The organism is Acinetobacter sp. ANC 4216 (assembly GCF_004331195.1).
In the GTDB taxonomy this organism is placed as follows: domain Bacteria; phylum Pseudomonadota; class Gammaproteobacteria; order Pseudomonadales; family Moraxellaceae; genus Acinetobacter; species Acinetobacter kookii.
Map to the genome: position 1 here is coordinate 124,798 of NZ_SJOC01000002.1, position 12,737 is coordinate 137,534.

6 protein-coding genes are annotated in these 12,737 nt (G+C 47.0%); 1 reads left to right on the forward strand and 5 read right to left on the reverse strand.

The annotated features are described in order from the left end of the window. Positions 1-64 precede the first annotated feature (64 nt). From rpsO to E0H88_RS02115, 4 genes are all read right to left on the reverse strand, one after another. A complete protein-coding gene (rpsO, locus tag E0H88_RS02100) occupies positions 65-334 on the reverse strand; it encodes a 30S ribosomal protein S15 (RefSeq protein WP_005007057.1) in 270 nt (89 codons plus the stop codon). Between the two features lie 962 nt (positions 335-1,296). Further along, complete coding sequence (recD, locus tag E0H88_RS02105; protein WP_213074923.1) at positions 1,297-3,060, reverse strand: exodeoxyribonuclease V subunit alpha; 1,764 nt, start codon at positions 3,058-3,060, stop codon at positions 1,297-1,299. A gap of 63 nt (positions 3,061-3,123) precedes the next feature. Then, a complete protein-coding gene (locus E0H88_RS02110; protein WP_131272944.1) occupies positions 3,124-6,822 on the reverse strand; it encodes a UvrD-helicase domain-containing protein in 3,699 nt (1,232 codons plus the stop codon). 8 nt (positions 6,823-6,830) lie between these two features. Next, on the reverse strand, positions 6,831-10,523 hold the full coding sequence (locus E0H88_RS02115) for an exodeoxyribonuclease V subunit gamma (protein WP_131272945.1): 3,693 nt from the start codon (positions 10,521-10,523) through the stop codon (positions 6,831-6,833). Between the two features lie 183 nt (positions 10,524-10,706). Between E0H88_RS02115 and E0H88_RS02120 the strand changes: the two genes are divergently transcribed. Continuing rightward, complete coding sequence (locus E0H88_RS02120; RefSeq protein WP_092819152.1) at positions 10,707-11,213, forward strand: hypothetical protein; 507 nt, start codon at positions 10,707-10,709, stop codon at positions 11,211-11,213. Positions 11,214-11,257: 44 nt separating this feature from the next. On the opposite strand, the gene pap is transcribed toward E0H88_RS02120, so the two are convergent. Continuing rightward, positions 11,258-12,676 carry a polyphosphate:AMP phosphotransferase gene (pap, locus tag E0H88_RS02125; protein ID WP_092819153.1) on the reverse strand — a complete coding sequence of 473 codons (1,419 nt, stop codon included), beginning with the start codon at positions 12,674-12,676 and terminating at the stop codon, positions 11,258-11,260. Positions 12,677-12,737 lie beyond the last annotated feature (61 nt).

Below are 12,737 nucleotides of genomic sequence, written 5' to 3' on the forward strand. Positions count from 1 at the left end.
ATTCTTAATTTTCAGTAATACGGCATTTAACATGCAATAATCCGAAAAAATAAGTTTAATCGAATTAACGACGTAAACCTAAAGCAGCGATCAAAGCGCTGTAACGAGTAGCGTCTTTACCTTTAAGGTAGTCAAGAAGCTTACGACGTTGGTTAACCATACGGATAAGACCGCGACGGCTATGATGGTCGTGTTTGTGTTCTTTAAAGTGACCTTGCAAATCATTGATTTGGGCAGTTAAAAGAGCTACTTGAACTTCAGGTGAACCAGTGTCGTTTTCAGCGCGAGCAAATTTAGCAACGATCTCTGCGCGATCTGCGTTTGTTAAAGCCATTCGATTTCTCCGAGATGCTTAAAAATTACATTTGATAGAAATCAATTGATTTCTCAATTGACTGCCGTGCATCACTACAGCAAGTGCGTTATTTTAAGGGAAAATCCGGGGGATTGCAAAAAGAGAAACCGCTTTTCATCTTTTTATATCAATCGATTGAAAAAGCTTTATTTTTTCCTTTCTTTGATTCTACTTTGAATTTATACCTGGCCTGTTAACGTTCATTCAAAAAAACCGGAAAACTCTATTACAGATGAAAAACACCTATTTTGATTTTTTCTTATGGATGGAGGATAGAAAAAAGCCCAAGCTGGGCTTGGGCTTTTTTTTGCGCTGTAGTTTCTTATGTTTTAATTATTATTCTTTTATTTATAGTCATAATTTACGCTTTTCGCGTTTATCGTTATAAACATTCCGTGTGTAAAGCTTTACTTCCTTATGTGGTAGATTCTGCCACAAAACATTGTGTAAAAAAGTCGACTTTCTCGTATCTACTTGTAAGTATTTTCGTACACTAATTATTATTTTTTATATTCCACACAACTCCAAAAACCTATCTTATGCAATTAAATCAAATACTTAAAATCAAACAAAAATTTAACTTATACAAAAGCGCACCTGTCTGCTATATTTTATTTTGACTTATACCACAATCATTTAATAGTGTTCATTTCAGCCAATCATTTTTGTAATAAATCGCTTAATTGTGCATATAAAAAAGCCCTGTAGTCTCTCCCAAAACTACAAGGCTTAGCGGCTGTAAGTTTCCTCTTTATCCTTACTTCATTGTAAGTTCGCTGTCTTTCGACATTATTATTATATGATGGCGATTTTACTCAACTTTCCGTGTTGAGCTTTTTATGTGCAGCAATCATCTCAAAAACATTCCTAAAGCTCTATGCGCCAATTTCTCGAATCGTTGTAAGTAATTTCGTACAAAAAACCGGATTATTCATTTATGATTAACATTTTAGTGAATTGTTAATTTTATCTAACACACCACTTTTTCTTATGGTTTTGATGGTTAAAGCTTGTACAAAAGCCTCTTGATCAGCCAGCACACTCACCACTTTTTTGGCACGGGTAATTGCGGTATACAGCAATTCTTTACTGAGCAAATTTTTCGCAGCCTCATCCAACACCACTGCGGTATGGGTAAATTCCGAACCTTGTGATTTATGAATGGTCAGTACGAATGCCGTTTCAATACTTTTCGGTAAGCGGGTTGCAGGCACCCATTTTTCCAGACTCGGGAAATAAACCTCAAACTGTGACTGTCCATCTCGGCTACGCTTAAAACAGATCCCGATGTCCCCGTTCGACAAGCCCAGTTGATAATCGTTATAGGTCATCATGACCGGACGACCGACATACCAGTCGCCTTGCTTGCTCATCAGTAGCGATAAAGCCTCCAGTAAACGCTGTTCAATTTGCTGGTTCAGTTGGCCTAAACCGAAGGCACCATGGCGAATAGCCGCCAAAATCCGGTAATCGTCAAAGGTCTTGACCACCTGAGCGACCCAAAGCTCAGGTTCATCAGCGGTTAAATAGCTTTTCAGCACTTCAATATAAGGCTGGTAGCCCAACATCAGTTTGTCGTAATACGTTGTCCGGTCAAATTGCCTGGACAAATGAGCAGGAAGATATTCCAGCTGGATCTGATCCGCCATTTCAGCCTGCAAGGACACCGCCCGGATTTCACCCGGAGCAACCACTTGCTTGGCAAACTGCTCGAGTAATGCTGCATTCGTTTGCACAGATTGCTGTTTTTGAATAAATTGTGCCATTTGCCCAATCAATGCCCCCGCTTTAAAACGGCGACTGTTCACCAGATGAACGCGATTTTCAGCCAGAGCCGGGACATTTTGTAAGTCGGCCAACACGGCTCCCACGTCCACTGCGGCCAGCTGGTCAGCATCGCCCAGTAAAATCAGGCGGGCCTGATCCGGTACGGCCGACAGCAACATATTGGCCAGACTCAAGTCCAGCATCGAGGCTTCATCCACCACAATCACGTCATAGGGCAAAGGCTGCTGGGCATGAAAACGTGGCTGATAACTGTTTCCCAACCCCAATAAACGGTGAATGGTAATGGGATTCAGCTGCCTGAGCTCATCCGTCACCAGGTCTTGCAGTTTTTCATCATTGAGTGAGTTTTGCAGCGCTTCTTTCATGCGCTGTGCAGCCTTACCGGTCGGTGCAGCCATGGCAATGCGAATATTTGGCATCGCCTGATTCAGCACGGCAATAATTCGCGCCAGAGTATAGGTTTTTCCGGTTCCGGGTCCGCCCGTAATGATATTCAGTGCCTGCTTCGCCACCATCTGCAAGGCCTGAACCTGATATTCATCCGTCAATAAATCTGGATAAGCGGCAAGATCGACAGCGGGAATAGTTTGCTGTTTGAGACGGAGCACTTGCTGAGCCAGGGACTGCTCCATCGCCCAGTAACGGTACAGATACAAATGCTGCTGATCGAACACAAAGGGAGCGATATTTTGCTCGACATTTTCAGCCAAAACTACTAAATCATGCAGTGTATCCGCCTGCTGCCGAGTTGCAGAAATACAACTGTCACCGTGTTGAACCGCGTCCAGAACCTGTTCAATAATATCGCTGCTATTTTCCTGCTGTGCTGCATGACTAAACGGCTGCTGGCGAATAAACCGACTCCAAGTGCTGATCCATGCAGCGCTTTGATCATCTTTATATTGTTTATTTTCCACACAGTTATCCTCAAAGTTATCCACAGCTTAATCTATTGTTTAAAATATACTAATTTTGACAATTCAGGCACTTTTGCTGCTTTTATCTTCAGCAAAACAGCCCAAAATCGCATCAAGCCGCAGTATAAATTCGGCCTCTGGCTTCCAGTGATAAAAGCCCTGTTCCGCCTGTCCGTTCATACCGCGCAAATACAGATAACTTGCGCCGCCCAAATGTTTTTCAATGTCATAGTCCTGCATGTGGACTGTTAAATAGCGGTGCAACGCGACCAGATACAAACCGGCCTGTAACCAGTAGCTGGCCTGCGACATGCTCTGCCGAATTTCCACCTCCAGATAATGCGACTGATCGGTGCCTAAAAAGTTACTTTTATAATCGGCAATATGATAGTGCTGGCCATCAAAATACACCAAATCGATGGAGCCGGTGAGATAGCGTGCCGAATTGGCCGGGTTAAAATCCAGCATGTCAATGCCATGTTCCGCATACAATTGATGGATACGCTGGATGGCCAGGACATGGTCCGACAGGGACAGATAAAAGGGAAATTCGGCCAGATATTCATGTTCATTCAGCTGATTGAGCTGAAAATCCTGATGCAGAGGCGTTGTTAACACCTCGGCTAGCCATTCACCCATCCAGCCAATCAGCTGTTCTTCATCGACCTGCTGAAACTCCTGCTCATATTTTGCCAAAAGTTCTTGCCATAAAGCAGGATAATCATTCTTAAAACGGCGGCGAATTTCTAAAGGCCAATCCTGCTGGTCCTGGAAATCGATATGTTCAAAAATTTCATGCAGGAATGTTCCCGCCACGGTGCCCATCGGGAAATTGCGTTTGATCCAGGACAGCGGTTGGTGGGCAACAGTTTCAAGCAGCTCAACGACATGAATTTCATCTGCTGCACTCGGCATTTGTTCGGTATTCACCGCCAAGGCATCCATGGCCTGCTTACGGCTTAAATGCTGGGCCAAGGCACTGAAACTGGTTTTGGAACGTGGATAAAAACGCTGTGCTGGAAATTGCAAAGCCTGTAAAGGCAACAGCTCCTGCTGCCTGGCTTGCAGCTTGAGCGGTCTTTCATGGAGCAATGCTTCTTCAGCACTGGCAGGATGCGCAAAGTCTTGCCCACGCCAGAAAGCCAGACCATGACTGGACTTGCCTTCCTGATCCTGCAACAGGACATAGACCCGATGGCTGGCCCGGGTCAGGGCCACATACCACAGCCGATGCTGCTCTGCCACGGCACGGGCATTGTGCTGTTCAATCGCGGCCTGTTCCAGCAGGTTCTTGTCATTCACCGCCACCACCCGCTGGATGTCCACTTTTCCCGTCACCGGATGGACATGTTCGACTGTGGAAAAGTTCAGGGTCTTGTTCATTTCCCGAAAATCTTTATCCGCCCCGAGCAGGAACACAATTTTAAACTCCAGTCCTTTGGACTGGTGGATGGTCATCAGCTGCACCCCGGCCTCGTTGGACAGTTTGCGTTCCAGTTCCCACTCGCGTTCCGCCGGAGATTGCAGCTGTTTCAGATACCAGTGATAGAGCTTTTGCGCGCCCTGATACTGTTCACTGTGCTGACACAATAATTCGGTCAGATGACGCAGATTGACCACGCTGCGTTCATTATCGCGGCTTTGGGTGGCGACCAGATTTTTCCAGACCTGAAACAGGTTCAGACAGTATTGCCACGCGGTTAAAAAGCCTTTTTGCAGCCACATTTCCCGAATGCAGTCGAAGTCGTAAATGAACTGGCTCAAGCCATCGGCCTGGGCTTCCAGCTGTATCAATTGCTGTAAATTGAAACCCAATAAACGGCTGAGCAAGGCACGCTTGATTTTGCCTTCGTCATACGGATGCATGATGGCTGCCAGTACTGCCCCCACATCCTTGGCAACCGCATGGTCAAACACACTGCGCTTGGAAGGACGGTTAACCCGAATGCCCAGACGTTCCAGTTCATACTGGGCTTTATCCAGACCGTCATGGCTTTTCGATAAAATCGCGATGTCATTTTCAGTTAGGTATCTGGGACCGGTTTTTTCTGCCAGATAGAGTTTTTCTGCAATACCCTGATTGAGTAAATCACGAATTTTCCAGGCCACCTGCAGCGGCTCATGCTTTTTATCATTCAATAATAACCAGCGCAGCGGCTGATGATTTTCCCCCTGCGCATCGATGAGTGCCGGATGGGGACGTGAACCGGCTTCCACCGGGCTATAAATCACCTCTTCACCAAAATCCATCTGCCGCTGAAACAGGGCATCCACCGCCTGCACCAGCACTTTAACCGAACGGTGATTATGGCGCAGGCTGTATTGCTGCCCCTGTTTGGACAGCACATCGGCACGGGCTTTGTTATAGGTCAGCATGTCGCCGCCACGGAAACCGTAAATTGCCTGTTTCGGGTCTCCGACCATAATCATGCAGCCCTGCATATAGCGTTTCTGGTCGCGCCAGATCCGCGCCAGCATATTGTCTTGATCCTGGTTGGTATCCTGAAATTCATCCACCAGAATCAGGGGATAACGGGCTTGCACAAACTTGGCAAAGCGTAGTCCCTGCTCGCCTTGCAAGGCTTCTGATAGCGTGCGAATCTGCTGGGCAAAAGTGGTTTCGCTTTTCTGCTGCAGGACTTGCGGCAGGCGTTTTTTCACTTCTTGACTTAAATAAAACTTCAAATAGGCATCCAGCAAATCCAGATCCAGATTGAGCTGGGACAAAGCTTCGCAAAAACTTTTTAGCGCTTGCATCACCGGATGCTGTTCAAACTGATGCAACACCTCTTCTGCACATTTATTCAGAACTTTTTTGGTCGCCAGATCGGTCAGATTTTTCAGGGTGGTTTCAAAATGTGGGGCAAATAAGGCATAGCAGCGCTGTTCAGCCAAAGCCTGAATAAAAGCCGGTAAATCGTCACACAAGCTGCGTTGCATCAAGCCATCGGTACGCCATTTTTTGCCAATAACCGAATGATATTGACCCTCTGCCGAATAATAATCGCTCAGGCCAGCAATCAGGCTTAAATCCAGCTGAATAAATTCATCCACCAGTTGCTCAAACTGGTTTAAATCCAGCTCGGGCGCCTGCACTTCCTGAAACTGTGCCGAGGCAAAGTTCAGGCTATTTTCCACCACCGGAACATAGGCATCCTGCGACTTCAGCTTTTGATTCAGCAGCAGATAATCGACCACATTCTGCGGCTGCAACTGAATCCATTCACGCAACACATCATGAATCAACTGATAAGTATAGCTTTTGGCATCATCGGTAATATCGGCCCGTTCAATTTTGCCGCTTTCAAAGGAAAACTCGCGCAGCAGCTTTTGGCTGAAACTGTCCAGTGTGCCAACAAACAGCTCATCCAGCTGGTCAATCACCAGTTTTAAACGTTCACGGGCAAAATCCACTCGCGTGACATAGTCGCTTAAAACTTTCTGGAATAAAGGATCGGATTCAGCTGCTAATTTGGCCTGAAGCTCTGCTTGGGTCAGGGTTTGACAACTGTCGAAATAACGCAGGGTTTCCACCAGACGTGCCCGGATACGGTTTTTCAGCTCTGCGGCGGCGGCACGGGTAAAGGTGGTGGCAATGACCTGATTGGGCAGATACGGGCCAAGGAAAATCCGCACCATCAGACTGGACAGGGTAAAGGTCTTTCCGGTACCGGCTGAAGCCTCAATCCAGTGCAAGCCCTTGAATTGCATGTCCACAATCGGGTTAAACGACATTGGTTGTATTGTTTGAGGATGGTTCATATTCTTTTTTATTCTTTAATGGCCTGTTGATGCATAAACACCGGTTGATAAAGCTGATAGGAAAATTGTGCGCAGGCATCTTCCAGCAAGGCGGTGGCATCCTGTTCCTGTAAAATAAACTGCCAGTCGCGGTGCATTTGGGTGGCTTCGTTATCCGTCACCGAAAAGCCGCTAAACTTGCCATCTTCATGCCAGTCTTTATAGATCACATCCATATCGTCAATGCACATCTGGTTGTGTTCATTCGGCTGCCAGTCATGTTCTTTATCTTTTTCAGCAATTTTCAGCAGCAAGGCGGCTGGCAACACCAACGGCTGGCTCTGCCCATATTTCCAGGCGGCCAGCCAGTGATCCAGCCACTCACGCGCTTTATTCGAGGTCACGCCATGACATAAAATGGTCCGGTCACTAAACACCACAATCCGCGCCAGTTTTTCACCACCCTCCCCTAAATTCAGATAGGCTAGCCAGAGCAGATATTCCAGCCAGACTTTGGCACGGCGCTTGGCACGCGCGCTTGAAGCATCCAGACTGACCCATTTTTCTGCACTGTTTTTCGGTAAATGAATGTTCATATACACATGATCATTCACCTTCCACACTTGCTGTGTGGTCGGGGTCACTTCAGGGGCATATTTCAGCAAGCGGTCTTTTAAACGCTGCTGTTCAACCACACTCATTTGCCAGCTGCTTTGTTGCAGTTTGCCTATCGGCAGCTGATCCATCAGCAACTCAGGCTGTGCCGTACCCTGCTGTTTTTGCAGGAACTGACGTACGGCATAACGCCCCAAACCATCCAGCAACAAGGGTTCCTGTACGGCAGGCAGATCTTCAGGACGCAGGTTTTCCACACCCAAGGTTTTTAAATATAAACGTGCCGGGAAAGTGACGTCCTGAATCCACTGATGACTGTCCAGCACCAAGACATCCTGCTGCAGATGCTGATAAGGCGTATTCACCCATGACGAACGCTGTCCGCTGGCATGCCGAATCTGTCCCGCCACACAGAACCACTGGTCCTGATATCGCACCGGTCGGGCCGATTCAAATCCGACCGGATCAAAAGGCAATAAAGGATGCACATGATACAGCGAGCGTAGTTGCTCTGGCACTTCCACACCATTGATCTCTACAGTGGCATCAGTTTGGTTGTCCGCTTGTTTGCCCTGAACGATAAAAGCCAGATGCTGCACCAGTTCCTGCACCACGGTGGAGGGATCAAGCACTTCTCCATCGTTAATGTCAAAGCCGTTATAAAACAGCCACAGGTTGTCCTGAGCCAGCAGCAGATGGTCTAAAAATGCGCCCTGATCATCTTCCAGACGCGAACGGTCGCCGAGCTGGGGCTTCAGCAAATCCATCAAATCAAAAGGCAAATGCTGGCTACGATTGGGAAACTTGCCGCTGTCCAGTCCAAGTATCACAATCAGTTTATATGGCACAGGGCGAATCTGTCCGATCTGGCTAAAGGTAATCTGCCCGGTCGGTTCGGCATGGTCCAGCTGCATTTCCAGGGTGTTGTTAATTTCTGCCAGTAAATAAGGCAGAGGCAAACTTAAACTGCGCAAGGCATGATGATCGTGCTCATCATAGAAACTGGCCAGGGTCAGCATCCGTTCCTGTTTTTTGATGATTTTATACACGGTCGATAAAGACTCGACACCGCTTTCTTCAAACTCGGCAATATCCTGCATCAGGCGCTTGAGCCATTGCTCCACTGCTACATTTTGGCCTTGCTCATGCGCAATCATCCAGTCCCGGCGTGCATCAAAATCCTGATAAATCTGGATCAGCTTGCCAATCAGCTCAAAATCGCTGGGCAGAACCTGGGCAAAACTCAGCGTGCCCTGAAACAGGCGATGCTCAGGAATGGCAATCCCCAAGGCCAGGCGGTCCAGCGCAAATTTAAAACTGAAACGATAATCTTCATCACCTTCACACAGGCTACGCTTTAAATGCTGCGCATCCAGTCCACGTTTAAAGCCGGCAGCAACCAGCAATTCCGTGATGCGTTCAATGGCATTGACCTCTAAGCCATAGCACTGCTGGGTCGCATTCAGGCTCAGCCAGTCGGCAAAATCTTCAATGCTGAAACGTCCCTGAATCAATTCAATCCGGCCCAGTACCGCTCGCCAGGCATTCAAGGCATCCAATTGTGCCACACCGGCAATTTGAATCGGCAGGTACACGCTATCCTTGGACAGTTGATGACTACTGCCCGCTTTTTGCTGAATCAAGTCGCGTTCACTCGGCGGCGGGGCAAATACGCTGCGGATCAGCGGTTCCAGCTCGCTTAGACTTGGACTGAGGACCAGAATATCACTTGGTCGACGCGGTGCATCTTTCGTGCCCTGTGCCAGCCAGTGAATCAGCTGTTCTTTTAAAACTTCCAGTTGGCGCAAGCTGGAATGGCAGACATGAATCTGAATGGAATCATCCTGTTCATCCAGTACATATTGATGCTGCTCCGGCTCCACCAGATACAAGATATCGGACTGGATTTTCCCCAGTAAATTTTCCTTATACTCATCCACAAAGGCATCTGCCCAGACCCCATCTTCCCCCGACGACAAGTTTGATAATAGGGAGAAATGGTCACGCGCCTGCTTGCCAAAACGGGTCAATAAAGGATGACGCGACTCACGCTGTTCTGCATTGAAATTTAAGGTAAATTCCTGGAAAAACTGTTCAATATCGGCATCACTGGCCTTAGGATTTTTCGCAATAAAGCGCTCTTTTACCCGCAGGTCATAGCGTGCTTTCCAGTTCGGATCGACACTGTCGGCCCAATATTCCTGTGACGGGTTATAGTGCAAAATATAGATATCAAGATACTGTCCCAGACGGCGTAAAAACGCCAGCTGCATGGGAGGCAAATCCAGCAAGGTAAAAATCACCAGCTGTTGCGGCAATCTTTTGAGTGCCGCCTTGCGTGTCTCGGGATTATCCAGAACCTCCCAGAACATGGCATCAATACTTTGCATCTGTTCAAAGTCCTGATGAAACACTTCCTGCCACAACCAGCGCTGCCAGGCTTCCAGTTCACGGGCCTGATTCAGGGTAAATTCAGAAATGTCGCTATTGGTTTTAAAGAACATGTCCTCAATTGGAAGTTCCTTATTTTGTCCCCAAGCCTGCAACCAGTTAGTTGGACAGCTGCACATCTGCGCGGGACAGTTTTTATGGCAATGTCCGCGATATTCCATGTAATGGCTAAATAGGCGCGAAACCTGCTCTGCCACCCAATACAGCATGCCCTGCTTTTTCAGCTGTTTTTCGATGCCCTGTTCCAGGCGGTCAGCGCTGTCATAAATGCGCTGGACGATGGAATGCAAAGGATGATCGAGTTGTAAAGGATTCTGTTCACTCTGGATAAAGGCTTTCAGCGCCTGAAACACGCGCCACTTGATAATAATTCGCGGAATATTGGCTTTACGTACCTGTTCTTTTTGATCGACCAGTACCCATTGATAGGCGGACCACTGGAAACCGCGAATCCGGTGATGAAACTGTGTATTGGCACTGATGCCTTTTTGTTCGGCCAGTTTCTGGGTCAGCCAGGCTTCAACCGCATGCGAAGGCACAATAAAATGTTGGGTTTGCAGCACCTGAAAAGGCGTGGTGGCAGGCTTATTCACGGTCGTCAGCATGGCGTGCACCAGCACATCAATACGCTGACTTTGAATCACATGAATGGCCATTATTGAATTACCCCAATATTTTTTAAAAATGAAACGCCTACAAAAGCATAAAGATTATTTACTATACAATGGCATCTGTCTATGTCACTTTTAGGTGGATGCTGAATTTAAAAATGCTTTGAAATTCACACCTTAATGATGGTTGAATAGAACAAATAACACGAAATTTAAGGTATTTACATGATGAAAACAGACAAAACTCCAGACACAATCGACCCTAATTTAAACTTGGAAAGCATTCGGGCAGAATGCCTAGAACTTGTCAAAAAACGTGCTTACTGCTCTGCAGGAGCAGCCGTCATTCCGGTTCCATTTCTGGATGTGGTCATCGATGTCGGAATTTTGTCACAACTCATTCCGGAAGTGAATGCACGTTTTGGTTTGGCTCCGGAACAAATCAGTGTCTATGATCCCAAAACCAAACAAGTGCACTGGCAGGAACTGCGTAAACGTGGGGTAGAATTTTCCGGCCTGGTGGTGGCGCGTACCGCAGTCAAAAAATCCCTCAACAATGTGGTAGCCAAGGTCATCACCAAACAGGTGACCAAATTTATTCCTCTGGGCGGTCAGATTGTGGCTGCAAGTTTAGGCTATATTGTGATGAAAAAAGTCGCAGGCGCTCATGTAGAAGACTGTTACAAAATTGCCAAAGGCATTCAACAAAAACAGCAAGCCCAGATGGCGAGTTAATCCCCCTCTCGATTTCATAAAAAATTCATCCTGCAGCTGAGAGCCTAATTGGCTCTCAGCTGTTTTAAAATGGCTCTTAATATTTCTAAGCGTGCGGTATTTTTGTCATCGTTGGCAATAATATGCCACGGTGCATAATCGGTGCTGGTACGTTCAAACATGTCGGCGGCTGCATCCAAATAAGCATCCCATTTTTCCCGATTGCGCCAATCCTCCGGAGTGATTTTAAAGCGCTTGTTTGGCGTCTCTTCACGGGCTTTAAAACGGGTGGCCTGTTCGTCCTTGCTAATCGCCAGCCAGAATTTGATCACCACGGTTTGACTATTGACCAGATCCTTTTCAAAACGGTTAATTTCCTCATAAGCCCGCTGCCACGCATGCTCGCTGATCAGCCCTTCTACTCGCTCTACCAGCACCCGCCCATACCAGGAACGGTCAAAAATCCGGATGTCTTCATTGGTCTGCAACTTGGTCCAGAAACGCCATAAATACGGATGGCGCTTCTCATACCGTTCTGGGGCTGCAATACTGTGAATATCATATTCACGCGGATCCAGGTTTTTCACCAGCCGTTTAATGGCTCCACCCTTTCCTGCCGCATCCATGCCTTCAAATACAATAATGGCTTTGCGGTCATCAAAACGTAGCGCCTCGGCTACTTTTACCGACAGTTCTTTCAGTTCTTTTTTATAGTCTTCCTTGGTCGTGGGCTGATTTTCAGGATGCAAAAGCAGCTCTGGAACAGCCGCCGGTTTCCATTTGCTTTTCACTTCGCTCACATGCTCTGGACAGTTTTTCATCGCCGCCAAAATGATCTGTGCAAATTGTTGATTACGGGCTTTTTCATCCTCACAATCAATGATGTTCCAATCCTTGATAAAACGCTGGCTGAGCTTTTGCAAACTGTCGTACTGCTTTTTATTACGCCAGTCCAGACCATGTAATTTATGCCAGCGCACTTCATGGGGATCCAGGTTATCCATTCGCTTCTGCAAGGACTTCCAGGACAGGTCAAACCAGACTTTTACCACATCGACATGATTATTTTTTAAGTCCTGCTCAAAGGCCTGCATATCGGCAATATAAGCATCAAACTGCGATTCATCCAGAGGCTTGGACACATGCAAAGCCGTGGCCAGCAAATCGCTATACCAGTTGCCAAATAACACCATGAGCTGGCCTTCGGCAGGAATAGAATTTGCATACGGCTGCCAGTAGGTCTGTTGATTGTTGAACATGTTGGCTGCATCGGCCTTGACCAGCAAATAACGCGGATCGACCCATTCACGCAGCTGCTTCACTGCCTCGCCCTTTCCAGCCAGCTCGATGCCATTGACCAGCACCAGCACACTTTTGGCATTATTCTGACCCCGAGTATTTCTTAGCAGGTATTGGGCTTCAATCAGATTCAGGGAAAGCTCATCTTCATCCAGCAGCGGATTTGTTGTTTTTTTCAGTGTCATCTGTTCCCCGTCCTTTATTCTAAATCTCAGTCTATTCAAGCATAATCCAAGGCTGAATTTG

Coding starts and splice junctions, on each gene's coding strand:
- E0H88_RS02120 (WP_092819152.1), top strand. CDS start 10,707: ATGAAAACAGACAAAACTCCAGACACAATCGACCCTAATTTAAACTTG.
- E0H88_RS02110 (WP_131272944.1), bottom strand. CDS start 6,822: ATGAACCATCCTCAAACAATACAACCAATGTCGTTTAACCCGATTGTG.
- E0H88_RS02115 (WP_131272945.1), bottom strand. CDS start 10,523: ATGGCCATTCATGTGATTCAAAGTCAGCGTATTGATGTGCTGGTGCAC.
- pap (WP_092819153.1), bottom strand. CDS start 12,676: ATGACACTGAAAAAAACAACAAATCCGCTGCTGGATGAAGATGAGCTT.
- rpsO (WP_005007057.1), bottom strand. CDS start 334: ATGGCTTTAACAAACGCAGATCGCGCAGAGATCGTTGCTAAATTTGCT.